Origin of the sequence: Microtetraspora malaysiensis, assembly GCF_001528665.1 — a bacterium.
Lineage (GTDB): Bacteria > Actinomycetota > Actinomycetes > Streptosporangiales > Streptosporangiaceae > Microtetraspora_A > Microtetraspora_A malaysiensis.
This window is the reverse complement of the sequence record NZ_BBYJ01000005.1, coordinates 70,312-92,404: the sequence shown is the minus strand read 5'-3', so window position 1 is coordinate 92,404 and position 22,093 is coordinate 70,312. Positions and strand designations below refer to the sequence as shown.

The following is a 22,093-nucleotide window of genomic DNA, read 5'->3' as shown; positions in this document are numbered from 1 at the left end:
CGTAGGGACGAACGCGGCCAGGTTCCGGCCGCGATCAGTGCGAGACTGGCCGGCGTGTTGGAGACCTCGGCCCGGCTGCTCCGCCTGCTGTCGCTGCTCCAGTCGCGGCGCGACTGGAGCAGCGCCGATCTCGCCGACCGGCTCGGCGTCGCGCGGCGCACGGTCCGGCGCGACGTGGAACGGCTGCGCTCCCTCGGCTATCCGGTGCACGCCACCCCGGGCGTCTTCGGCGGCTACCGGCTCGGCGAGGGCGCCGCCCTGCCGCCGCTGCTGCTCGACGACGAGGAGGCGGTCGCGGTGGCGGTGGGGCTCCGGTCGGGCGCCGCCGGAGGCGTGGCCGGGATCGAGGAGACCTCCGTCCGCGCCCTGGCCAAGCTGGAGCAGGTGCTGCCGTCCCGGCTGCGGCGCCGTGTGGCCGCGTTCCAGACCTTCACCGTGGCGATGCCCGGCACGGGCCCGACCGTCGACGTGGACGTGCTCACCGCGCTGACCGCCGCCTGCCGCGACCATGAGCGGCTGCGGTTCGACTACACGGCGCACGACGGGTCGGTGGGCGTCCGCACGGTGGAGCCGCACCGCCTGGTGAGCTGGGGCCGCCGGTGGTACCTGGTGGCCTGGGATCCGGACCGCGACGACTGGCGCGTCTTCCGCGCCGACCGGGTCCGGCCCCGCGTCCCGACCGGCCCGCGGTTCGCGCCCCGGGACTCCCCCGACGGCGACGTGGTCGCCTTCCTGTCCAGACGGATGGGCACGGCCATGTGGCCGTGCCAGGCTCGGGTCCGGGTCCACGCCCCCGCCGAGGCCGTCGCCGGGAGGATCACCGGGGTGGTGGAGCCGATCGACGACCGGAGCTGCGCGCTGACCGTCTGCGGTGACTCGCTGCAGACCATCGCGGTGATCCTGGGCTTCCTCGACGAGGACTTCGACGTCGTCGAGCCGCCACTCCTCACCGAGCATCTGGCCCGGCTCGCCGCCCGCTACCGGGCCGCCGCGCGCCCGGGATAAGGGGGCTTCATGACCTCCGTCCCCTTCCGGACTCCGCACCCGCGGCTGACAACCGCTCCGCCGCCCGGGTGGTGTGCGTGGACGGCGGGGGGTGCGTGCTGCTGCCGCGCCGGCACGACCCGGTGGCCGGCCGTACGTTCTGGGAGCCCCCGGGCGGCGGCGGCTTCAGCGGGCCGGGTTCAGCAGGGCGGGTTCAGCTGCGGCCGACCTCCTGCGCCACCCGCTCCAGCCGGTTCCGGTAGTCCTCCCACCGCGCCTGGTCTCCGGAAGCGATTCCGCCGTCGCCCTCCCGTGTTCCGACGACGCCGTCGATCAGCTCCCGGACGATGTCGGCGTGCCCGATGTGCCGGTGGGTCTCCGCGATGATGTGGACCAGGACACGGTGCAGTGTCGCCTTGCCGTACTCCGGAGCCCACCACTCCACATGGCCGACGGTGTCCAGCCCCAGTGCCTGGATCGTGGCGTCCGAGTGTTTCCACGCACGCCGGTAAAGGCCGACGATGTACTCGCGGGACTGGTCGGCGGTGGCCCACATGTCCACGTTGGCTTCGGCGTGGTGGCCGAGCCAGGACACCGGCTCGTCGAAATGCCGGTCGAACACATAGCCCAGGTACAGCAGCTCGACGGTGGTCAGATGTTTGACCAGCCCCAGCAGGTTGGTGCCGGTCGGCGTCAGCGGCCGGCGGATGTCGTACTCCGAGAGCCCGTCGAGTTTCCACAGCAGCGCCTCGCGCGCTTCCTGCAGGTATCGGTGAAGATCGGCTTTCAGATCTGCTTCGGTCATAGTGGAATGCCTCCTGTGAAGTGATGCCCTCGCCTGCGAGAGAGACGGAGAGGGCAGGTCGTCGGTGCCTCGCGGCCCTCGAATGTCAGTCGAAGAGGAGACTCCCGCCGTGCGGCAGAATCGTCGCCCGTGAGCGAAGTTTTTTCCGCCACCTCCGCGGATACGGCAGTGGAGGGCGCCGAGGATCCGGACCTGGCCCTGGCACGCGACGGGGACGACGCCGCGTTCACCCGTCTCATAGAGCCACTGCGCCGGGAGCTGCACGCCCACTGCTACCGCATGCTCGGCTCCACCCACGACGCGGACGACGCCCTGCAGGACGCCCTGCTGCGGGCATGGCGAGGTCTCGCGCGCTTCGAAGGCCGCAGCTCACTGCGCTCGTGGCTGTACACCGTGGCCACCCGTACCTGCCTGGACATCGTCGAAACCCGCGGCAGACGGGCCCTGCCCGTCGACCTCGGCCCGTCCAGCGACCACGCGGTGGTCGGCGGCAACCCACTGGCCGACGTCGCCTGGCTGGGCCCGTACCCCGATGCCGGTCTCGGGGACGGACCGGCCGGCCCGGACGCACGCTATGAGCAGCGCGAAGCCGTCGAACTCGCCTTCGTCGCCGCCCTACAACACCTGCCGGGCAACCAGCGGGCGGCGCTGCTGCTCTTCGAGGTCCTCGGCTTCTCCGCCGCCGAGATCGCCACCACGATGAACACGTCGACCACGTCGGTGAACTCGGCCCTGGCGCGAGCCCGCAAGGTCGTCGAGGAGAAGGTTCCCTCCCCCACCCAGCAGCGGACGCTGCGAAAGATCGACGACGCGCGCCTGCGAGAGATCGTCGCCGGGTTCTCCACCGCGCTGGAACGCGGTGACGCCGACACCCTGGCCGCTCTGCTCACCCAGGACGTCACCTGGTCGATGCCGCCGATGGCGCACTGGTACCACGGCATCGAGGCCGTCATCGACTTCGCCCTGCGGGTCCCGCTGACCGGATGCGGCTCCTGGCGGCACCTTCCGACCAGCGCGAACGGCCAGCCCGCCGTGGGCTTCTACCTCTGGAACGACGACCTCGGCGCCTACCTCAACTGGTCGATCAACGTGCTGACGCTGCGCGGCGAGCGAATCGCCGAGATCACCACGTTCATCGGCCCCGGCCACTTCCCGTCATTCGGGCTGCCCGCCTCGCTGGCCTGACCAGGATCGATGCCCGGTCCGGACGGCGTCGGCGCCGCTCGGACCGGCTCGGCGCAGCCGCCCGTCGGCCCCCCGGAGCCGGCCGCCGTCGTGGAGCGGCTCCTCACGGCCCGATGATCGGCCGACCGGGCGCCGCGTAAACTGGCACCCCGCCCAAGGGGACGTTCCACCCGCGAACGGACGTTTCCGCCGAATTGACGATTGTTCGAGGTGAACGCGATGCCGGCGGGAGCCGCACTGCCCGACCTGACCGGGCTCGGCGAGGGGTTCCACGCCTTCTGGCGCGAGCGGCATCTGTGCACGCTCACCACGGTGCGCCCGGACGGGACGCCGCACGTGGTGCCGGTCGGGGTGACCCTGGACGCCGAGACGGCGGTGGCCCGGGTCATCACCTCACGCGAGTCGCACAAGGCCCGGCTGGTGGCCGCCGCCGGGCCGTCCGGCGTGGCCGTGGCCGTGTGCCAGGTGGACGGGCGCCGCTGGTCCACCCTTGAGGGCCGCGCCGTGATCCGCGACTCCCCCGAAGAGGTCGCCGACGCCGAGCGCCGGTACGCGCTGCGCTACAAGCCCCCGCGGGAGAACCCGCGACGCGTGGTGATCGAGATCCGCGTCGTCCGGGCGCTCGGCAATGTCTGAGCCGCACGAGGCCATGCACGACACGATGTCCGAGCCGGGCGTCACCGTCGTCGGCGTCGGGACGGACGGCTGGAGCGGTCTCGGCCCCGCCGCGCGCGCGGCCGTACGGGCGGCCGAGGTCCTCATGGGCAGCGCCCGGCAGCTCGACCTGGTCCCGGACGGCGGCGCCGAGCGGGTGACCTGGCCCTCTCCCCTGCTTCCCGCGCTGCCCGGGCTTCTCTCGGCGCACCGGGGGCGGGCGGTGTGCGTGCTGGCCAGCGGGGACCCCCTGTTCTTCGGCATCGGCTCGACGCTGGTCCGCCTGCTCGGCGCCGGCCGGGTGCGGGTGCTGCCGCACCTGTCGTCGTTGTCACTCGCCTGCGCCCGGATGGGCTGGACCGTGCAGGAGACCGAGGTGGTGAGCCTGGTCGGCCGCCCCGACGCGCTGCTGCACCCGGCAGTCCTGCCCGGACGCCGGGTGCTGGTGCTCTGCTCGGGGAGGGACGCGCCCGCCCGGATCGCCGCCCTGCTCACCGCGCGCCGGTACGGCGCGAGCACGCTGACGGTGCTGTCCGACCTCGGCGGCCCCGGCGAGAGCCGCTCCTCCGGTACGGCGCGGCGGTGGGCGGCGGACACCCCCGACGCGTCCTCTCTCCGGGTCGTCGCGGTGGAGTGCCGGGCCGACCCGGGAGTGACGCCGCTCCCCCGCGTGCCCGGCCTGCCGGACGACGCGTACGAGCACGACGGGCAGCTCACCAAGCGGGAGGTGCGCGCCGTGACCCTGTCCCGGCTCGCGCCCGTGCCCGGAGAGCTGCTGTGGGACGTGGGCGCCGGGGCGGGCAGCATCGCGATCGAATGGATGCGCAGCCATCCGGCCTGCCGGGCGATCGCGGTGGAGAGCCGCCCCGAGCGGGCGGAACGCGCGGCGCGCAACGCCGCGGCGCTGGGCGTGCCCGACCTGAACGTCGTCGTGGGCGCGGCACCGGGCGCGCTCGCCGGGCTGGACGTCCCCGACGCCGTCTTCGTCGGCGGCGGCGCGACCGCGCCCGGCCTGCTCGACGCCTGCTGGGCCGCGCTGCGGCCGGGAGGGCGGCTGGTGGCCAACGCGGTCACCCTGGAGTCGGAGGCGGTCCTGACCGGCTGGCACGGCCGGCTCGGCGGCGACCTCGTGCGTCTCGCGGTCACCCGCGCGGCGCCGGTCGGCGGCTTCACCGGCTGGCGGGCCATGATGCCCGTGACCGTCTGGTCGGCGGTCAAACCATGGACGGATCTCGGCGAGGAGGAGCGATCGTGACGGACGCGCGGGGCGGAATGGTGCGTTTCGTCGGGGCGGGGCCCGGCGCCGCCGACCTCATCACGGTGCGCGGCCTGCGGGTGATCGCCACCTCCCCGGTGTGCCTGTACGCCGGATCGCTGGTGCCCCGGGAACTGCTGGACGACTGCCCGCCGGGGGCGCGGCTGGTGGACACCGCACGGCTCACCCTGGACGAGATCGTCGCCGAGATGGCCGCCGCGCACGCCGCCGGGCTGGACGTCGCGCGGCTGCACTCGGGCGATCCGTCGGTGTTCAGCGCGATGGCCGAGCAGATGCGCCGGCTGGACGCGCTCGGCGTGCCGTACGAGGTGGTGCCCGGCGTCCCCGCCTTCGCCGCCGCGGCCGCCGCGCTGAAGCGGGAGCTCACGGTGCCGGGCGTCGGGCAGACGATCGTCCTGACCCGCACGGCGGCGCGGGCGACCCCGATGCCCGAGGGCGAGGACCTGGCCACGCTGGGCGCGAGCCGGGCGACCATGGTGCTGCACCTCGCCGTGCAGCGCGTCGAGGCGGTCGTCGAGGAACTGCTCCCCGCCTACGGCGCGGACTGCCCGGTCGCCGTGGTGGCCCGGGCGAGCAGGGACGACGAGCTGGTCCTGCGCGGCACGCTGGCCGACATCGCCGCGCGGGTCCGCGAGGCCGGGGTGATGCGCACCGCCGTGATCGTGGTGGGCCGGGTGCTGACCGCGTCGGCGTTCCCCGACAGCCACCTCTACTCGGCGGAACGGTGCCGGGATTGACCGGTCTCCCCCTTGGCGCCCGCGCGGCCGACGATCACGCCCGCCCTGTCGATGACCACGACGTCCGCCTCGACCGGCGCGCCGCGCAGCACCTCGCGCGCGGTCCGCAGCGCCCGCTCGGCCACCAGGTCGCCGAGCGGGAGTCCGGCCTCCTGGCACAGCCGCAGCGCGTGCAGCGCCGTGTTCGCGGCGCGTACCCGCTCGGCGAGGACCGGGTCGCCTCCGGCGCCGAGCACCAGCCCGGCGAGCAGGTCGGGGTTGACCTGGGAGCGGCCGGAGTGCAGGTCGAGGTGGCCGTCGGCGAGCTTGGACAGCTTGCCGATCCCGCCGGCCACGGTGAGCCGGGCCACGGGGTGGCGGCGCAGGTACTTCAGCACCGCGCCGGCGAAGTCGCCCATGTCGAGCAGCGCGTCCTCGGGCAGGCCGTACAGCTCGGCGGCCACCCGCTCGGAGGTGCTGCCGGTGCAGCCCGCCACGTGGGTGCGACCGGCCGCGCGGGCGACGTCCACGCCGCGCCGGATGCTGTCGATCCACGCCGAGCACGAGTACGGCACGACGATCCCGGTCGTCCCCAGGATGGACAGGCCGCCGAGGATGCCGAGCCGCGGGTTCCAGGTGCGGCGGGCCAGCTCCTCGCCCCCTTCGACGGAGATCTCGACGACCACGTCGCCGGTCCCGCCGCAGCGCGCGGCCACCTCGGCGACGTGCTCGCGCATCATCCGCCGCGGCACCGGGTTGATGGCGGGCTCGCCCACGTCGAGCGGCAGCCCCGGCTTCGTGACGGTGCCCACGCCGGGCCCGGCGAGGAAGGTCACGCCGCTGCCCGGGAGGCCGGGCCGTACGGTCGCGGAGATGAGCGCGCCGTGGGTGACGTCGGGGTCGTCGCCCGCGTCCTTGACCACGGCCGCGGTCGCCTCCCCGTCCGCCAGCCGTTCGCGGGCCAGCGCGAACGCCGGCCGCTGCCCCTTCGGCAGCGCGATCTCGACCGGGTCGGGGAAGGCGCCGGTGAGCAGCGCCGTGTACGCCGCGGTCGTCGCGGCGGTGGCGCACGCCCCGGTGGTCCATCCGTGGCGCAGTGGTGTGCTCATCGGGCCGGCCTCACGAAGCTGAAGGAGCTGAAGGAGCTGGTGGATCTGACGGAGGTGGAGGCATGACGAGACGGCTGCTGATCCTGGGCGGCACCGCGGAGGCCAGAGGACTCGCCGAACGGCTGGTCGGACGTCCCGGGCTGCGCGTGGTGTCCTCGCTGGCGGGACGGGTGGCCGACCCGCGGCTCCCGGCCGGCGAGGTGCGTGAGGGCGGTTTCGGCGGGCCGGACGGCCTGGCCGCCTGGCTGCGGGAGCACCGGATCGACGCCGTGGTGGACGCCACCCATCCCTTCGCCCGGCGCATGACCGCCTCGGCCGTCGCCGCCTCCGCCGAGACCGGGGTGCCGCTGCTGGTGCTGCGCCGTCCCGGTTGGCGGCGGCGTCCGGACGACGACTGGCGCTGGGCGGCGACGCTGGAGGAGGCCGCCGCGCTGCTGCCCGGTCTGGCCGGCGACGGCGGGCGGGTGTTCCTCACGACCGGCCGCCGCAGCCTGGCCGTCTTCGCCGGCCTGGACGACCTGTGGTTCCTGGCCAGGTCGGTGGATCCGCCCGAGCCGCCGATGCCCCGGCGCACGCATGTGGTGCTGTCGCGCGGGCCGTACACGGTGCCGGGCGAGCTGGCGCTGATGCGCGAGCACCGGATCGATGTGCTCGTCACCAAGGACAGCGGCGGTGAGATGACCACGGCCAAGCTGGCCGCCGCCCGCGAGCTGGGGCTGCCCGTGCTCGTCGTACGGCGGCCGCCCGCCCCGGACGGCGTCCCGCTCGTGGACACCGTCGAGGCGGCCGTGGCCTGGGTCGGGGCTCACGCCGGATAGCGGCGCGGCGTGTAGACGACGGGCCGTCCGTCCCGGTCGACGACCTTCGTCGTGGAGGAGCCGACGATCAGCAGGGTGCGCATGTCGATCTCGGCCGGGTCGAGGGCGGCCAGCTCGACGACGCGGACGCTCTCCTCGGGCCCGCCGACGTCCCGGCCGATGACCACCGGGGTGTCCGGGGCGCGGTGTTCGAGCAGCAGGTCGCGCATGGCGGCCACCTGCCAGGTACGGCTGCGCGAGGCCGGGTTGTAGATCGCGAGCACCAGGTCGGCCTTCGCGGCGGCGGTGATCCGCCCGGCCACGACCTCCCACGGCTTGAGCAGGTCCGACAGCGACAGCACGCAGTAGTCATGGCCCAGCGGCGCGCCGGCCCGGCTCGCCACCGCCTGGGCGGCGGTGAGGCCGGGCACCACGCGTACGGCGACACCGGCGAACCGGGGCTCGGCCGCCACCTCCAGCACCGCGCTGGCCATGGCGAACACACCGGGGTCGCCGGACGACACCACGGCCACCCGCGATCCGGCCGCGGCCAGTTCCAGCGCGTGCGCCGCCCGCTCGGCCTCGACCCGGTTGTCCGTCGGGTGCCGGAGCTGGCGCGGGTTGGGCGGCACCCGGTCGAGGTAGGGCCCGTAGCCGACCAGCTCGTCGGCGGCGGCGAGCGCCTCCTGCGCCTCGGGGGTGAGCCACGGCCGTCCGGCGGGACCCAGCCCGACCACGACCACCTCGCCCGCGCGTACCGGCTCGGGGGCGGGATCCGTCGCCGGGGCGCCGGCCGGGGTGAGCGGGCTCGGCAGCAGCGCGAGCGAGAAATACGGCACGGTGGCCGGGTCCACCTCGGCCAGCGGCTCGACGCGCTGCTTCTCGGTGGTGGCCCGCTCGACGTACCAGGCGTCGTCGAGGCGCCCGGCCTCGGCGAACGCCGCCCGCACCTTCTCGAAGGTGCGGCCGAGCTTGAGCACGGCGGCCGAGTCGGCGGCGGCGAGCCGTTCGGTCAGGACGTCCGCCGGGAGCGTGCCCGGCAGCACGGTGAGGGTCTCGTCCCGCTCGACCAGCGGACGACCGAGCACCGCCGACGCCCCGCTGACGGAGGTGACGCCCGGCACCACCTCGGTCGGATAGCGGTGGGCGAGCCGCTTGTGCATGTGCATGTAGGAGCCGTAGAAGAGCGGGTCGCCCTCGCACAGCACGACCACGTCCCGGCCCGCGTCCAGGTGCGCGGCCAGCCGGACGGCGCACTCGGCGTAGAAGTCGTCCAGCGCTCCCTGGTAGCCGCCGGGGTGGTCGGTGGTCTCGGTGGTGACCGGATAGATCAGCGGTTCCTCGATCTGGTCGCCCCGCAGGTACGGCAGCGCCACCGACCTGGCGATGCTGCGCCCGTGCCGGGCGCTGTGGTAGGCGATCACGTCGGCGGCGCCGAGAAGCCGGGCCGCCTTCACCGTCACGAGTTCGGGGTCGCCGGGCCCCAGGCCCACCCCGTACAGGCGACCGGGCTGTGCGCTCATGTGGTTCACTCCTCCTCGCTGGCGATCGCGTTGACGGCCGCCGCCGCCATGGCGCTGCCGCCCCTGCGCCCGTGCACCACCAGGTGTTCCAGGCCGGACGGGTGCTCGGCCAGCGCCACCTTGGACTCGGCGGCGCCGATGAAGCCGACCGGCACACCGAGAACGGCCGCCGGGCGGCCCGCGCCCTCCTCGACCATCTCCAGCAGGCGGAACAGCGCGGTCGGCGCGTTGCCGATGGCGACCACGGCGTTGTCGAGCCGGTCGCGCCACAGTTCGAGCGCGGCGGCGCTGCGGGTGGTGCCCATCCGGGCCGCCAGCTCCGGGACCCTCGGGTCGCCGAGCGTGCACAGCACCTCGTTGTCCGCCGGGAGGCGGCGCCGGGTCACGCCGGAGGCGACCATCATGGCGTCGCACAGGATGGGCGCGCCGGCGAGCAGCGCCTCGCGCGCCGCCGTCACGACCCCCGGCGACCAGGCCAGGTCGTCCACCAGGTCGACCATGCCGCAGGCGTGGATCATGCGGACGGCGACCCGGGACACGCCCGGCGGCATCCCGCCCAGGTCGGTCTCGGCGCGGATGGTGGCGAAGGACCGGCGGTAGATCTCCGCCCCGTCCCGGATGTAGTCGATCACAGTCCCTCTCTGGTCGCCGCGACGGCGGCGCTCGTCTGCTCGGCGCCGGGGAACGCACGGCTGACGCCGTCCGCCTCGACGCGGTATCCGTGCGTGGTCGCGACCACGTCCACGACCCGGCCGCGCGGCCGCCCGCAGCGCCGCTCGCACCCCGCCCAGTGCGCGGGGATCCGTCCGGCATCGGTCGGTGAGCGTACGGCATCGCGGGAAACGTCCGCATCCGGCCGGGGGTCGCCGAGCGCGGCGCGGATGTCGGCGTGGACGTCGGCGCGGGACTTGGCGCATCCGGGACGGCCGGCGCAGGCGGTCACGCCGAGCCACGGGGACGCCGGGTCGGCGACCAGGCCCGCCTCGGCGAGCCTCGCCCGCCACCGCCCGGCATCCGCGGGCGTCAGGTCGGGCACGACGACCGTGCGCCAGGGCGTCACGCGGACCTCTCCGGCGCCGTCGCCGGCGGCCGCGGCGAGCGCCTCCGCCTGGGCCGGGGTGAGCCGCCCGAGCGGGGGGAGGACGGCGAGAGCCACCCGGCCGTCCGGTTGCCCGACCACGCCGACAGCGCCGCCCGCGCCGGTTTCGGCGGCGTACGCCTCGGGAGGACGGGCCGCGGACCGGCGCAGCCGGGGCTCCAGCTGGACGGCACGGGCCGCGACGCGGACGGGACCGTCCGCCAGCTCGCGAAGTCGCCACGCGCGCGACCCCTGCGCGGCGCGCTCGGCCAGGAACGCCTCGGCGACGGCGAGCAGGCCCGCCGTCTCCGCCCCCGAAGGGGCGCGCAGCCCGGGGTCGGCCCCGGCGAGCAGCAGCGCGGCCTCGCTTTCGTCCGCCGCGGCCACCGGCCGCAGCGTGACGTCGGCCTCCAAAGCGGCCACGTCGCCGGAGCCGTCGTCCAGCGCGAACAGGAAGCGTCCGGGCAGCTCGGCGAGGCCGGGCCGGGCGCACAGCGCGCGGTCCAGCTCGGCGACCAGGGGGCGCACGTCGCGCCCGCCCGCGGCGCTCCGCCCGGCGAGCGGCGAGGCCACGATGTTGCGCGCCCGCTCATGCGTGGCGGACGGCAGCAGCCCGGCGGCGGCCATCCGCGCGGCGAAGTCCGGAGCCTCGGCGGGGGCGCGCTCCGCGCCCCCGCAGGCGTCCGGCGGGAGCCGCAGGCCGCGCACCTGGAGGTTGGCCCGGGAGGTGAGCTCGATCACGCCGGACCCGAGCTCACGGGCCGCGGCGGCGACCGCGCGGAGCTGGCCCGCCGTCACCGCGCCTCCGGGGATCCGGACCCGCGCCAGGCCACCGTCGGCGGCGGCGTGGACCTGGAGCGCGCCGGGGCACGCGTCGGGTCCGGAGCGTCCGGGAAGGTCACTGTTGAACACGCAGAGGATGCTAACGCCCTGTTTTCTGGGGGATGCCCGCCTGGCATAGTGTGATCCCAGACGACGGCAATGGGAGGAAGCCGGTGTAAAACCGGCGCGGTCCCGCCACTGTAACCGGGGAGCGACCCCCACCGACGGCCACGGTCCGGCAACGGACGGGAAGGCCGGGGCGAGCGTCGATCCGGGAGCCAGGAGACTCCAGCCGTCGTGACGACCACGACCTGGGGCGAGGACCCCAAGGGAGGATTTCGCGTGCGCTTCGTGCCGTCCACCGAGCAGGCCGACGTCCTGCTGTTGTCGACCTCCGACACCGACCTGCTCAGCGCCCGGGCCTGCGGCGCGGGCTACCGGCTGGGCAATCCCGCCCGAATCGACGTGGCCGACCTCCCCGCGCTGGTGGAGGGCGTCCGGCTCGTCGTCGTACGGCTCCTCGGCGGGCGGCGCGCCTGGGAGGACGGGCTGGACGCCCTGCTCGCCGGCCCCCGCCCGGTCGTGGTGCTCGGCGGCGAGCAGGCGCCCGACGCCGAGCTGATGGAGCTGTCCACGGTGCCGGGCGGCGTCTGCGCCGAGGCGCACGCCTATCTCGCGCACGGCGGCCCGGCCAACCTGGCCCAGCTCCACGCGTTCCTCTCCGACACGGTGCTGCTGACCGGGCACGGGTTCGCCCCGCCGGAGCCGCTGCCGAGCTGGGGACCGCTGGAGCGGACGGCACGGCGCTCGGACGGGCCGGTGATCGGCGTGCTCTACTACCGCGCCCACCACGTGGCGGGGAACACGGCGTTCGTCGAGACGCTGTGCCGGGCGGTCGAGGACGCGGGCGGGCAGGCGCTGCCCCTCTACTGCGGCTCGCTGCGGACCGCCGAGCCCGAACTGCTAGACGCCCTGCGCCGGGTCGACGCCCTCGTCGTCACCGTTCTCGCGGCGGGCGGCACCCGCCCGGCGACCGCGTCGGCCGGGGGCGACGACGCCGCGTGGGACGTCGGCGCGCTCGCCGAGCTGGACGTGCCGATCCTGCAGGGGCTGTGCCTGACCACCGGGCGGGACGCGTGGCAGGAGGACGACGACGGGCTGTCCCCGCTGGACGCCGCGTCCCAGGTGGCGATCCCCGAGTTCGACGGCCGGATCATCACAGTGCCGTTCTCGTTCAAGGAGATCGACGCCGACGGCCTGACCGTGTACGCCGCCGACCCCGAGCGGGCGGCCCGGGTCGCCGGCATCGCCGTACGGCACGGCCTGCTGCGGCACGTCCCGGCGGCGGAGCGGCGGATCGCGGTCATGCTCTCCGCCTACCCGACGAAGCACTCCCGGATCGGCAACGCGGTCGGCCTGGACACCCCCGCGAGCGTGGTCCGGCTGCTGGCCGCGATGCGCGAGGCCGGCTACGACCTCGGGGAGGGCTTTCCCGGGGTGGACGGGCAGGACGGCGACGCGCTGATCCACGCGCTCATCGCGGCGGGCGGCCAGGACCAGGAGTGGCTCACCGAGGAGCAGCTCACGGCGAACCCGGTGCGGATCCGGGCCGACCGGTACCGCGCCTGGTTCGAGACGCTGCCCGAGGACCTGCGCGGCAACGTGGAAAGCCACTGGGGGCCGCCGCCCGGGGAGCTCTTCGTGGACCGGTCGCGTGACCCCGGCGGCGAGATCGTGCTGGCCGCCCTGCGGGCGGGGAACCTCGTGGTGCTGGTGCAGCCCCCGCGCGGCTTCGGGGAGAACCCGATCGCGATCTACCACGATCCGGACATGCCGCCGAGCCACCACTACCTGGCCGCCTACCGCTGGCTGGCGGACGAGTTCGGCGCGCACGCGATCGTCCACGTCGGCAAGCACGGCAACCTGGAGTGGCTGCCCGGCAAGTCGGCGGGCATGTCCGCCTCCTGCGGGCCCGACGCCGCCCTCGGCGATCTCCCGCTGATCTATCCGTTCCTGGTGAACGACCCGGGCGAGGGCACCCAGGCCAAGCGGCGGGCGCACGCCGTGCTGGTCGACCACCTGGTGCCGCCGATGGCACGGGCCGAGACGTACGGCGACATCGCCCGGCTGGAGCAGCTGCTGGACGAGCACGCCTCGATCGCGGCCATGGACCCGGCGAAGCTGCCCGCGATCCGCGCGCAGATCTGGACGCTGATCCAGGCCGCCCGGCTCGACCACGACCTGGGCATCGCCGGCCGCCCGCACGACACCGAGTTCGACGACTTCCTGCTGCATGTGGACGGCTGGCTGTGCGAGGTCAAGGACGCCCAGATCCGCGACGGTCTGCACGTCCTCGGCGTCGCCCCCGAGGGCAGGGCGCGGGTGGACCTCGTGCTGGCCATGCTCCGCGCCCGCCAGATCTGGGCCGGCCGGGAGGCGCTGCCGGGCCTGCGCGAGGCGCTCGGCCTGACCGAGGACGGCGCCGCCGCCAGGGTCAGCGTGGATGAGGCCGAAACGCTCGCCCGCGCGCTCGTCGAGGGCATGGAGGCGGGCGGCTGGGACCCGGCCGCCGTTCCCGGCGTGACCGCGTCCGTGCTCGGCGCGGCCGAGCGGGCCGCCGCCGTACGCGAGGTGCTGCGGTTCGCGGCCACGGAGATCGTGCCCCGGCTGGCCCGGACCGTCGACGAGATCGGCGCGCTGCTGCACGCCCTCGACGGCGGGTACGTCCCGGCCGGGCCGAGCGGCTCGCCGCTGCGCGGGCTGGTCAACGTGCTGCCCACCGGGCGGAACTTCTACTCGGTCGATCCGCGCGCGGTGCCGAGCAGGCTGGCCTGGGAGACGGGCCAGGCGATGGCCGACTCGCTGCTCGACCGGTACCGCGAGGAGACCGGCGAGTGGCCGCGCTCGGTCGGCCTGTCCGTCTGGGGCACCAGCGCGATGCGCACAGCGGGCGACGACGTGGCCGAGGTGCTCGCGCTGCTCGGCGTGCGGCCGGTCTGGGACGAGGCGTCGCGTCGGGTCAGCGGCCTCGAACCGATCCCGGCGGCGGAGCTGGGCCGTCCCCGCGTCGACGTGACCGTGCGCGTCAGCGGGTTCTTCCGGGACGCCTTCCCGCACGTCGTCGCGATACTGGACGACGCCGTACGGCTGGTGGCGGGCCTGGACGAGCCCGCCGAGGTCAACTACGTGCGGGCGCACGCGGAGGCCGACCGGACGGTCCACGGCGACGACCGGCGGGCCACGCTGCGGATCTTCGGGTCCCGGCCCGGCGCGTACGGCGCGGGCATCCTCCCACTCATCGACAGCCGCAACTGGCGCGACGACGCCGACCTGGCCGAGGTGTACGCGGTGTGGGGCGGCTACGCCTACGGCCGCGACCTGGACGGCGTGCCAGCCCGCGAGGACATGGAGAACGCGTACCGGCGGATCGCGGTCGCGGCCAAGAACATCGACACCCGCGAGCACGACATCGCCGACTCCGACGACTACTTCCAGTACCACGGCGGGATGATCGCCACCGTGCGCGCGCTGACCGGCCGCGCCCCGGCCGCGTACGTGGGCGACAGCACCCGGCCGGACGCGGTGCGCACCCGGACCCTGCACGAGGAGACCGCGCGGATCTTCCGCGCCCGGGTGGTCAACCCCAACTGGCTGGCGGCGATGCGCCGGCACGGCTACAAGGGCGCGTTCGAGCTGGCGGCCACCGTGGACTACCTGTTCGGGTACGACGCCACGACCGGCGTGGTCGCCGACTGGATGTACGACCGGCTGGCCGAGACGTACGTCCTGGATCCGGAGAACCGGGCGTTCATGTCCGAGTCGAACCCGTGGGCGTTGCACGGCATCGCCGAGCGTCTGCTGGAGGCGGCCGACCGCCGGATGTGGGAGCACCCGGACCCGGAGGTCCTGAAGGCGCTGCGCGCGGCCTACCTGGCGGTCGAGGGCGACCTCGAGGACCGCTGAGGCTCCCGCCTGCCGTCGTTCGGAAATGGGTCTCCCGCCGGGGAAACAGCGGGGTTAGGGTCGGCAGATGCCCGCGAAAACGCGGTTGTCCAAACGGCTCGCGCGACGCCTCGCGCTGGGCGTGGCGATCGCGGCGGCGGTCCCGGCCGTACCGGTGGCGGCGCTGATCGTCCTGCCCTTCCCCACCCGGACCTTCTGGATCCTGACGGTGTTCGCCCGCGAGTACAGCCTGCTCGGCGCGCTGGCCGCCCTGGCGGCGACGGCGGCGGCCGTCGCCGCGCTGTGGCTCGGCGCGCGGCGGGCGGGCGCGGTGACCGCCGTTGTAGCGGCGCTGTGCCTGGTGGCCACGCTCGTCCCCGTGGTGACCGCCCATCGCGACGCCCGCCGGCTCGGCGTGCCCCTGTCCTACGCCGCCTACTTCCAGCGCCCCGCCACCGCGGCGGACCGCGGGCCGGACGCCACCGTGACCTACGCCCGCATCGGCGGCACGGAGCTGCGGCTGGACGTGTGGCGCCCCCGCTCGGCGGCGGAGAAGCGCGGCCCGGCGGTGGTGCTCGTCCACGGCGGAGGCTGGACCAAGGGGCGGCGCGGCATGACACCCCGCTGGAACGAGTGGCTCACCGAGCACGGCGCCACGGTCTTCGACATCGACTACCGGCTGGCGCCGCCCGCCACCTGGACCCAGGCCCCGGGCGACGTGCGGTGCGCCACCGGCTGGGTCCGGCGCAACGCCGCCCAGTACGGCGTCGATCCCGGCCGCATCGCGTTGCTGGGCATGTCGGCCGGCGGCCACCTGGCGCTGCTGGCCGCCTACACCTCCGACGACGCGGTCGGGGCGAACGCGTTCCCGCCGACCTGCGAGACCTGCAGCACGTCGGTCAGCGCGGTCGTCTCGCTGTACGGACCCTACGATCTGGCCTACTCGTACGACCTGGCCGTCCCCTGGTGGGCCGAGAAGTGGCTCTCGGACGGCGAGGGGCGGGGGACGCTGTACGACTTCATCGGCGGGTCGCCGGAGAAGGAGCGCGCGGCCTACCGGACCGCGTCGCCCATCACCTACCTGGGGGCGGACGTGCCACCGACCCTGTCCATCCAGGGCGGGCACGACCAGATCGTGTACCCCGACGACGGCCGCCGCGCGGCGCGCCTGGCCCACGAGGCGGGCGCGTCCCACCGGTACGTCGAGATCGAGTACGCCGGCCACGCCTTCGACCTCGCCTGGGGCGGGTTCGGCGCGCAGATGGCCAGAGCCGAGATCGGCGACTTCCTCCGGCGCACCATCCGGACGGGGTGAGTCAGCCGCCCGCGGGGGTGCAGGCGGCGACGAGGCGCGCGGCGAGCTCGGGGCTGCCCGCCCAGTGCAGGTGGAGGTATGACGCGGCCAGCAGCGGTTCGCCGAAGCCGTCGGCCCCGCCGCGCCAGCGGAACAGCGGCGGCTCCGCGTGCCCGGGATCGGTGGCGGTGCGGTGGAACTCGTGGCCGCGGTAGCGCTCGCCCTCCCGGGTGAGCACCGAGTGCGCGGTCGCCACGGCGTCACGGTAGCCGAGCGTCAGCCTGCCGGTCATCGTCGCGGTGACGGGGAGCCGGCCGCACATGGGGTGGCCGTCCAGCTCGCGGGCGAGGTAGAGCAGCCCGGCGCACTCGGCCGCGATCGGCCCGGCGAAGGCCGCCACCCGCCGCCGCAGCGGCTCGTTGGCCGACAGGTCGGCGGCGTACACCTCGGGGAAGCCGCCGCCGACGACGATCGCGCCCGTGCCCTGCGGGAGGCGCTCGTCGCGGAGCGGGTCGAACGGCACCACCTCGGCTCCGGCGGCGGCCAGCAGCTCGGCCTGCTCGGCGTACCCGAAGGTGAAGGCCGGGCCCCCCGCCACGGCCACGACCGGCCGCGCGCCGGAAGGGGGCCGTTCCAGGGAGGAACCGGCGCTCCAGGGGCGCGCGGCGAGGGGCGGCGCGGAGCGGGCCAGCGCGACCAGCGCCTCCAGGTCGCAGGACGCGGCGACCAGCTCGCCCATGCGCTCCACGGCGGACACCGCCTCGGTACGGCGCTCGGCGGCGGGGATGAGCCCGAGGTGCCGGGACGGGGTGGCCACCCCGTCCGCGCGCGGGATCACGCCGAGCACCGGCACGCCGCTCTCCGTCAGCGCGGAGCGGCAGATCTCCTCGTGCCGCGGCGAGCCGACCCGGTTGAGGATCACCCCGCCCAGCCGCACCCGGGTGTCGAACGCGGCGAACCCCTGCACCAGCGCGGCGACGGAACGGCCCTGCCCGGCGGCGTCCACGACCAGGACCACGGGGGCGCCGAGCAGCCGCGCGACGTGCGCGGTGGAGGCGAACTCCTCCAGCCCGGCGCCGTCGTACAGGCCCATGACGCCCTCGACCACGGCGACGTCGGCGTCGCGCGCCCCGTGTAGGAACAGCGGCTCGACCAGGTCGGCACCGGTCAGCCACGGGTCGAGGTTGCGGCCCGGCCGGCCGGTGGCCAGCGCGTGGTAGCCGGGGTCGATGTAGTCGGGGCCCACCTTGTGCGGCGAGACCCGCAGCCCCCGCGCGCGCAGCGCCGCCATCAGGCCGGTCGCGACCGTGGTCTTCCCGCTGCCCGACGACGGCGCCGCGATCACCAGACGTGGGATCACCATTCGATGCCCTTCTGCCCCTTCTGCCCGGTGTCCATCGGATGCTTGACCTTGCCCATCTCGGTCACCAGATCGGCGGCCTCGATCAACCGCGGATCGGCGTCCCGCCCCGTGATCACGACGTGCTGGGCGCCGGGCCGCGCGTTAAGGGTCTCGACCACCTCGGCGACGTCCAGCCAGCCCCACTTCATCGGGTACGTGAACTCGTCCAGCACGTAGAAGCGGTAGGTCTCCGCGGCCAGGTCGCGCTTGATCTGCTCCCAGCCCTCGCGGGCGGCGGCGGCGTGGTCCTCGTCGGTGCCCGGCCGCTGGATCCACGACCAGCCCTCGCCCATCTTGTGCCAGGTCACCGGGCCGCCCTCGCCGGAATCGCCGAGCACCCGCAGAGCGCGCTCCTCTCCGATGCGCCACTTGGCCGACTTGACGAACTGGAACACCCCGATCGGCCACCCCTGGTTCCAGGCCCGCAGCGCCATCCCGAAGGCGGCGGTCGACTTCCCCTTGCCGGGGCCGGTGTGCACGATCAGCAACGGCCGGGTGCGGCGCTGCCGCGTGGTCAGGCCGTCGTCCGGCACGACGGCCGGTTTGCCCTGCGGCATCTCAGACCGCCTTCCTGTAGTCGTTCCGGTGTCCGCCCGCCGGTCCCCCGCCGCGCCTGTCCTCGTGCCTGTGCTCGTGTCTGTGCTGGTCTCTGTGCTGGTGTCTGCGCTGGTGTCTGTGCGCGCGGACGAGGTCGCGCAGCCCGCCCTCCGCGAGCGCGTCGAGCCGTACGGCGGGCACGCCCAGCCGCTCCGCGAGGTCGAGCGCCAGGCCCAGCCGCACCGGGCCGCTCTCGCAGTCCACGACGACGCCGGGCGTGCCGGCGAGCCGGGCGGCCGGGCCGGCCACGTCGCTCCCCGCCGTGGCCCGGCCGTCGGTGACCACGACCAGCAGCGGCCGCCTGGAGGGATCGCGCATCCGCTCGACGCGGAGCACCTCGGCCGCGCGACGCAGCCCCGCGGCCAGCGGGGTCCGGCCACCGGTCGGCAGCTCGCGCAGCCGCGCCGCCCCGGCCTCCACCGAGGAGGTCGGCGGCAGCGCCAGCTCGGCGTCCGCCCCCCTGAACGTGATCAGCCCGACCTTGTCCCGCCGCTGGTAGGCGTCCAGGAGCAGGCTCAGCACGGCCGCCTTGACCTCCTTCATCCGCCGGCGCGCCGCCATCGAGCCGCTCGCGTCCACGACGAACAGGACGAGGTTGCCCTCCCTGCCCTCCCGGACCGACTCGCGCAGGTCGGTGTCGCGGATCAGCAGGCCCGGCCCGGTGCGGCCGCGCTCGCGCTGGTGCGGCGCGGCGGCGCGCAGGGTCGCGGGCAGGTGCGGCCGCTGGAGGCGGCCGGAGGGCAGCCGCGCGCCGACGGTGCGGCCGTTCGGGGTGCGCGCCCGCGAGCGCCGCCCCGCGGCGCCCTCACCCAGCCCCGGCACGCGGAAGGGCCGCACCCGGTACGGCTCGCCGGCGGCGATCACCCGCTCGCCGGGCGCGGCGCCGTCAGGGGCGGGGCCGTCGCTCTCGGGGGCGCTCCGGTCCGCGCCGCGAGGGTCGCCGGGATCGGCCGAGTGGTCCGCGCCCTCCGGGGTGGGTCCATCAGCGCCGTCCGCCCCATCCGGGCCGTCCGCGCTGTTCGGGTTCGGGCTGTCCGGGCCCTCGGGTCCCGGGTCGTGCGGACCCTCGGGGCCGGGGCCGGACGGACCGGGGTCCGGGTCGTCGTCCGGGTCCGGCGTGTCGTGCCGGGACAGCAGGTCGTCGAGCTGGTCCTCGTCGAGGCCGGGCGCGTCGAACGGGTCGCGCCTGCGGCGGTGCGGCAGGGAGAGCCGGGCCGCCTCGCGCACGTCCTCGCTCGTCACCGTGGCTCGGCCACGCCACGCCGCGTGGGCGATGGCGGCGTTGGCGGTCACCAGGTCGGCGCGGAGCCCGTCGACCTCGAAGCCGGCGCACACGGCCGCGATCTGGCGCAGCCGAACGTCCGGCAGGACAACGTCCGCGACCCGCTCCCTCGCCCGCAGGATGCGCTCGGCCAGCGCCGCCTCCTCCCCCCGCCACCGCGCGGCGAACCCCGCCGGGTCGGCGTCGAAGGCCAGCCGCCGCCGTACGACCTCGGCCCGCTCGTCCGGGTCGCGGGACGCCCGCACCTCGACGGTCAGCCCGAAGCGGTCCAGGAGCTGCGGCCGCAGCTCGCCCTCCTCCGGGTTCATGGTGCCGACGAGCAGGAAGCGCGCCGCGTGCCGTACGGAGACCGACTCGCGCTCGACGAAGCAGGTCCCGAGCGCGGCGGCGTCGAGCAGCAGGTCCACGAGGTGGTCGTGCAGCAGGTTGACCTCGTCCACGTAGAGCACGCCTCGGTGGGCGGCGGCGAGCAGGCCCGGCTCGAACGCCTTGACGCCCTCGGTGAGCGCTCGCTCGATGTCCAGCGCCCCCACCAGCCGGTCCTCCGACGCGCCCACGGGCAGTTCCACGAGCGCGGCCGGGCGCGACCGGCGCTGCTCGCCCTCGGCGTGGGGGCCGTCCGGGCAGGAGGGGTCGGGAGCCGCGGGATCGCACGCGAAGCGGCATCCGGCGACCACGTCGACCGGGGGGAGCTGCGCGGCCAGGGCGCGGACGATCGTCGACTTGGCGGTGCCCTTCTCGCCGCGCACCAGCACGCCGCCCACCCGGGGCGAGACCGCGTTGAGGATCAGCGCCAGTTTGAGGTCGTCGAGCCCCACGACGGCGCTGAATGGATAGGCGGTGATCACATCGGTCCCTTCTCGATGGTCCGGCCGGGCGTGGTCGGCCGCCGCGCGGCACGGCGGCGTCGCGGAAGAACGCGGGATGAAGAACGCGGGATACGGGACCCCGCGCGGAGGCGCGGGTCAGGAGGCGGTGGCGGTAGGAGGGACGCCGGGCGCGGCGGGGCCGCAGCCGTGATCGTGGTCGTGGGGGCGTGCGATCGCCGACCCGCTCATCGATGCCTCCTTGGGATGACGCGTCCCGCCAGACGAGGACGCGGCGGCCAAGTGACCTGGCTCCCGGAACTCTCGTTCCGGATACAGTGGCGCGACCGCACCGGCATCTCACCGGACTTCCCTCGGACCACCGCGAATCCTCGGGAACGTATCCCGCGCCCATCGCGAGCGTCAACTTCGTCCGTTCTCCGCCCGGCCGGGGGCGTCCGTCCCGGCGCACCCGGCACCGCTGTTGCGGCCACTGTTGCCGCCACTGTGCCGTTACCCCGTCTTGTCGATATCGAGAGACCAGGCTTACGCTGAACGCGCCTCGGCAAACGGGAAGTCCGGTGCGCGCCCCATCCGGGACGCAATTCCGGCGCGGCCCTCGCCACTGTGATCGGGAATGTTCTCGCTCGTCCGCGTACGCGGAAGCCACTGGGCGCCAGTCGCCTGGGAAGGCGAGCGAGATGTGCCAACCCGTCAGCCAGGAGACCGGCCAAGGCGCGGAAACACCATCCACGAGGTGCTGGAAAGGTCGGCGTTTCAATCATGCACATTGCCGAGGGATTCCTCCCTCCGCTCCACGCGGCGGCCTGGACCGTCGCGGCCGCCCCCTTCGTCGTCCACGGTGTCGTACGACTCAATCGGCAGTTGAGGGAGAACCCCGAGGCGAAGCTGCTCCTCGGAGCGTCCGGGGCCTTCTGCTTCGTCCTGTCCGCCCTGAAGATCCCCTCGGTCACCGGCAGCTGCTCCCACCCCACCGGCACCGGCCTCGGAGCCATCCTGTTCCGGCCGCCCGTGATGACCGTGCTCGGCACGATCACGCTGCTCTTCCAGGCCCTGCTGCTCGCCCACGGCGGGCTGACCACGCTCGGGGCCAACGCCTTCTCCATGGCCGTCGTCGGCCCCTGGGCCGGATACGGCGCGTACGCGCTGACCCGGCGGCTCGGCGGCGGGCTGCTCGTCGCGGTCTTCGCCGGCGCCTTCACCGCCGACCTGGTGACGTACTGCGTGACGTCGGCGCAGCTCGCGCTCGCCTTCCCCGACCCGGCCGGCGGCTTCGCCGGGGCGCTGACCAAGTTCGGCGCGATCTTCGCGGTGACCCAGATCCCGCTCGCCGTCAGCGAGGGCCTGCTCACGGTGCTCGTCGTCCGCCTGCTCCGCTCCACCAGCGCGGCCGAGCTGATCCGGCTGCGCGTCCTCAAGGAAGGCGGGGTGGCCTCGTGAAGCGCAACGTCGTCGTCAACCTGCTCCTGCTGGCCGCCGTCGCCGCGCTCGCCGTGCTGCCCCTGGTGATCGGCGCGGGCGACGGACACGAGGAGCCGTTCGCGGGCGCGGACGCGCAGGCGGAGACCGCGATCGCCGAGCTCGCTCCCGACTACAAGCCCTGGTTCGCCTCGCTGTACGAGCCGCCGTCCGGGGAGATCGAGTCGGCGATGTTCGCCCTGCAGGCCGCGATCGGCGCCGGGTTCCTCGGCTACTACTTCGGCGTGGCGCGCACCCGGAACCGGTTGCGGCCCGTGTCCGCGGCGGACCTGGCGCCGGGAGCGGACCGCGGCGGGGCGGCCGAGCCCGGCGGCAGGTGAG

At 75.1% G+C, this 22,093-nt stretch carries 18 protein-coding genes and 2 riboswitches; of the genes, 10 read left to right on the top strand and 8 right to left on the bottom strand.

The window, feature by feature from the left end; all coding sequences use genetic code 11:
* Window positions 1–54: 54 nt before the first annotated feature.
* Complete coding sequence (locus AWQ71_RS03245; protein WP_067126414.1) at window positions 55–1,005, top strand: helix-turn-helix transcriptional regulator; 951 nt, start codon at window positions 55–57, stop codon at window positions 1,003–1,005.
* A gap of 193 nt (window positions 1,006–1,198) precedes the next feature.
* Here AWQ71_RS03245 and AWQ71_RS03240 read toward each other — a convergent pair whose 3' ends face one another.
* Window positions 1,199–1,789 (bottom strand): DinB family protein, encoded by a 591-nt coding sequence (locus AWQ71_RS03240; RefSeq protein WP_067126411.1) that lies wholly within the window; start codon window positions 1,787–1,789, stop codon window positions 1,199–1,201.
* Window positions 1,790–1,918: 129 nt separating this feature from the next.
* Between AWQ71_RS03240 and AWQ71_RS03235 the strand changes: the two genes are divergently transcribed.
* From AWQ71_RS03235 to cobM, 4 genes are all read left to right on the top strand, one after another.
* Entirely contained in the window at window positions 1,919–2,974 is a 1,056-nt protein-coding gene (locus AWQ71_RS03235; protein ID WP_084258444.1) for a sigma-70 family RNA polymerase sigma factor, read from the top strand.
* A 219-nt stretch (window positions 2,975–3,193) separates the two neighbouring features.
* Window positions 3,194–3,610, top strand: a complete 417-nt coding sequence (locus tag AWQ71_RS03230) for a pyridoxamine 5'-phosphate oxidase family protein (RefSeq protein ID WP_067127509.1) — start codon at window positions 3,194–3,196, stop codon at window positions 3,608–3,610.
* Entirely contained in the window at window positions 3,603–4,883 is a 1,281-nt protein-coding gene (gene cbiE, locus AWQ71_RS03225; protein WP_245658085.1) for a precorrin-6y C5,15-methyltransferase (decarboxylating) subunit CbiE, read from the top strand. Before AWQ71_RS03230 ends, cbiE begins: the two co-directional genes overlap by 8 nt.
* A gap of 17 nt (window positions 4,884–4,900) precedes the next feature.
* Window positions 4,901–5,641, top strand: a complete 741-nt coding sequence (gene cobM / locus AWQ71_RS03220) for a precorrin-4 C(11)-methyltransferase (protein ID WP_067127506.1) — start codon at window positions 4,901–4,903, stop codon at window positions 5,639–5,641.
* Here cobM and AWQ71_RS03215 read toward each other — a convergent pair.
* Window positions 5,614–6,729 carry a cobalt-precorrin-5B (C(1))-methyltransferase gene (locus AWQ71_RS03215; protein WP_067126402.1) on the bottom strand — a complete coding sequence of 372 codons (1,116 nt, stop codon included), beginning with the start codon at window positions 6,727–6,729 and terminating at the stop codon, window positions 5,614–5,616. The genes cobM and AWQ71_RS03215 overlap by 28 nt on opposite strands.
* Window positions 6,730–6,791: 62 nt before the next feature.
* Here AWQ71_RS03215 and AWQ71_RS03210 point away from each other — a divergent pair, with 62 nt between their 5' ends.
* Window positions 6,792–7,547 (top strand): cobalt-precorrin-6A reductase, encoded by a 756-nt coding sequence (locus AWQ71_RS03210; RefSeq protein WP_067126399.1) that lies wholly within the window; start codon window positions 6,792–6,794, stop codon window positions 7,545–7,547.
* On the opposite strand, the gene AWQ71_RS03205 is transcribed toward AWQ71_RS03210, so the two are convergent.
* Genes AWQ71_RS03205 through AWQ71_RS03195 form a run of 3 tightly spaced genes read right to left on the bottom strand, consistent with a single transcriptional unit; the run spans window position 7,535 to window position 11,039 of the window.
* Entirely contained in the window at window positions 7,535–9,049 is a 1,515-nt protein-coding gene (locus tag AWQ71_RS03205) for a precorrin-2 C(20)-methyltransferase (protein WP_067126397.1), read from the bottom strand. The genes AWQ71_RS03210 and AWQ71_RS03205 overlap by 13 nt on opposite strands.
* A 5-nt stretch (window positions 9,050–9,054) precedes the next feature.
* Window positions 9,055–9,681 carry a precorrin-8X methylmutase gene (locus AWQ71_RS03200; protein ID WP_067126396.1) on the bottom strand — a complete coding sequence of 209 codons (627 nt, stop codon included), beginning with the start codon at window positions 9,679–9,681 and terminating at the stop codon, window positions 9,055–9,057.
* On the bottom strand, window positions 9,678–11,039 hold the full coding sequence (locus AWQ71_RS03195; protein ID WP_067126393.1) for a ferredoxin-like domain-containing protein: 1,362 nt from the start codon (window positions 11,037–11,039) through the stop codon (window positions 9,678–9,680). Before AWQ71_RS03195 ends, AWQ71_RS03200 begins: the two co-directional genes overlap by 4 nt.
* 47 nt (window positions 11,040–11,086) lie before the next feature.
* Window positions 11,087–11,260: riboswitch (cobalamin riboswitch) on the top strand.
* Between the two features lie 40 nt (window positions 11,261–11,300).
* On the opposite strand from AWQ71_RS03195, the gene cobN reads away from it, so the two are divergent.
* Window positions 11,301–14,912 (top strand): cobaltochelatase subunit CobN, encoded by a 3,612-nt coding sequence (cobN, locus tag AWQ71_RS03190; RefSeq protein ID WP_067127504.1) that lies wholly within the window; start codon window positions 11,301–11,303, stop codon window positions 14,910–14,912.
* A 67-nt stretch (window positions 14,913–14,979) separates the two neighbouring features.
* Window positions 14,980–16,206 (top strand): alpha/beta hydrolase, encoded by a 1,227-nt coding sequence (locus tag AWQ71_RS03185; protein WP_067126391.1) that lies wholly within the window; start codon window positions 14,980–14,982, stop codon window positions 16,204–16,206.
* A gap of 1 nt (window position 16,207) precedes the next feature.
* Here AWQ71_RS03185 and AWQ71_RS03180 read toward each other — a convergent pair whose 3' ends face one another.
* The 3 genes from AWQ71_RS03180 to AWQ71_RS03170 are packed head-to-tail and all read right to left on the bottom strand — an operon-like array spanning window position 16,208 to window position 20,314.
* The gene (locus AWQ71_RS03180) at window positions 16,208–17,548 is read right to left on the bottom strand and encodes a cobyrinic acid a,c-diamide synthase CobB (protein ID WP_067126388.1); all 1,341 of its coding nucleotides are present in this window, start codon (window positions 17,546–17,548) and stop codon (window positions 16,208–16,210) included.
* Entirely contained in the window at window positions 17,542–18,144 is a 603-nt protein-coding gene (cobO, locus tag AWQ71_RS03175; RefSeq protein ID WP_067126385.1) for a cob(I)yrinic acid a,c-diamide adenosyltransferase, read from the bottom strand. Before cobO ends, AWQ71_RS03180 begins: the two co-directional genes overlap by 7 nt.
* 1 nt (window position 18,145) lies before the next feature.
* Window positions 18,146–20,314: a putative cobaltochelatase gene (locus AWQ71_RS03170; RefSeq protein ID WP_084258442.1), complete on the bottom strand. Its 2,169-nt coding sequence runs from the start codon at window positions 20,312–20,314 to the stop codon at window positions 18,146–18,148.
* Window positions 20,315–20,818: 504 nt separating this feature from the next.
* A riboswitch (cobalamin riboswitch) is annotated at window positions 20,819–21,021 on the top strand.
* 34 nt (window positions 21,022–21,055) lie between these two features.
* On the opposite strand from AWQ71_RS03170, the gene AWQ71_RS03165 reads away from it, so the two are divergent.
* Window positions 21,056–21,733, top strand: coding sequence for an energy-coupling factor ABC transporter permease (locus AWQ71_RS03165; protein ID WP_067126382.1), 678 nt, complete (start codon window positions 21,056–21,058; stop codon window positions 21,731–21,733).
* Window positions 21,730–22,092: an energy-coupling factor ABC transporter substrate-binding protein gene (locus AWQ71_RS03160; protein ID WP_067126379.1), complete on the top strand. Its 363-nt coding sequence runs from the start codon at window positions 21,730–21,732 to the stop codon at window positions 22,090–22,092. Before AWQ71_RS03165 ends, AWQ71_RS03160 begins: the two co-directional genes overlap by 4 nt.
* The last annotated feature ends 1 nt before the right edge of the window (window position 22,093 follow it).

What these genes read in the sequence shown, in the direction of transcription:
- AWQ71_RS03240 (WP_067126411.1), bottom strand. Translation starts at nt 1,789, where the DNA reads ATGACCGAAGCAGATCTGAAAGCCGATCTTCACCGATACCTGCAGGAA.
- AWQ71_RS03215 (WP_067126402.1), bottom strand. Translation starts at nt 6,729, where the DNA reads ATGAGCACACCACTGCGCCACGGATGGACCACCGGGGCGTGCGCCACC.
- AWQ71_RS03230 (WP_067127509.1), top strand. Translation starts at nt 3,194, where the DNA reads ATGCCGGCGGGAGCCGCACTGCCCGACCTGACCGGGCTCGGCGAGGGG.
- cobO (WP_067126385.1), bottom strand. Translation starts at nt 18,144, where the DNA reads ATGCCGCAGGGCAAACCGGCCGTCGTGCCGGACGACGGCCTGACCACG.
- cobM (WP_067127506.1), top strand. Translation starts at nt 4,901, where the DNA reads ATGGTGCGTTTCGTCGGGGCGGGGCCCGGCGCCGCCGACCTCATCACG.
- AWQ71_RS03205 (WP_067126397.1), bottom strand. Translation starts at nt 9,049, where the DNA reads ATGAGCGCACAGCCCGGTCGCCTGTACGGGGTGGGCCTGGGGCCCGGC.
- AWQ71_RS03185 (WP_067126391.1), top strand. Translation starts at nt 14,980, where the DNA reads ATGCCCGCGAAAACGCGGTTGTCCAAACGGCTCGCGCGACGCCTCGCG.
- AWQ71_RS03210 (WP_067126399.1), top strand. Translation starts at nt 6,792, where the DNA reads ATGACGAGACGGCTGCTGATCCTGGGCGGCACCGCGGAGGCCAGAGGA.
- cbiE (WP_245658085.1), top strand. Translation starts at nt 3,603, where the DNA reads ATGTCTGAGCCGCACGAGGCCATGCACGACACGATGTCCGAGCCGGGC.
- AWQ71_RS03180 (WP_067126388.1), bottom strand. Translation starts at nt 17,548, where the DNA reads ATGGTGATCCCACGTCTGGTGATCGCGGCGCCGTCGTCGGGCAGCGGG.
- AWQ71_RS03165 (WP_067126382.1), top strand. Translation starts at nt 21,056, where the DNA reads ATGCACATTGCCGAGGGATTCCTCCCTCCGCTCCACGCGGCGGCCTGG.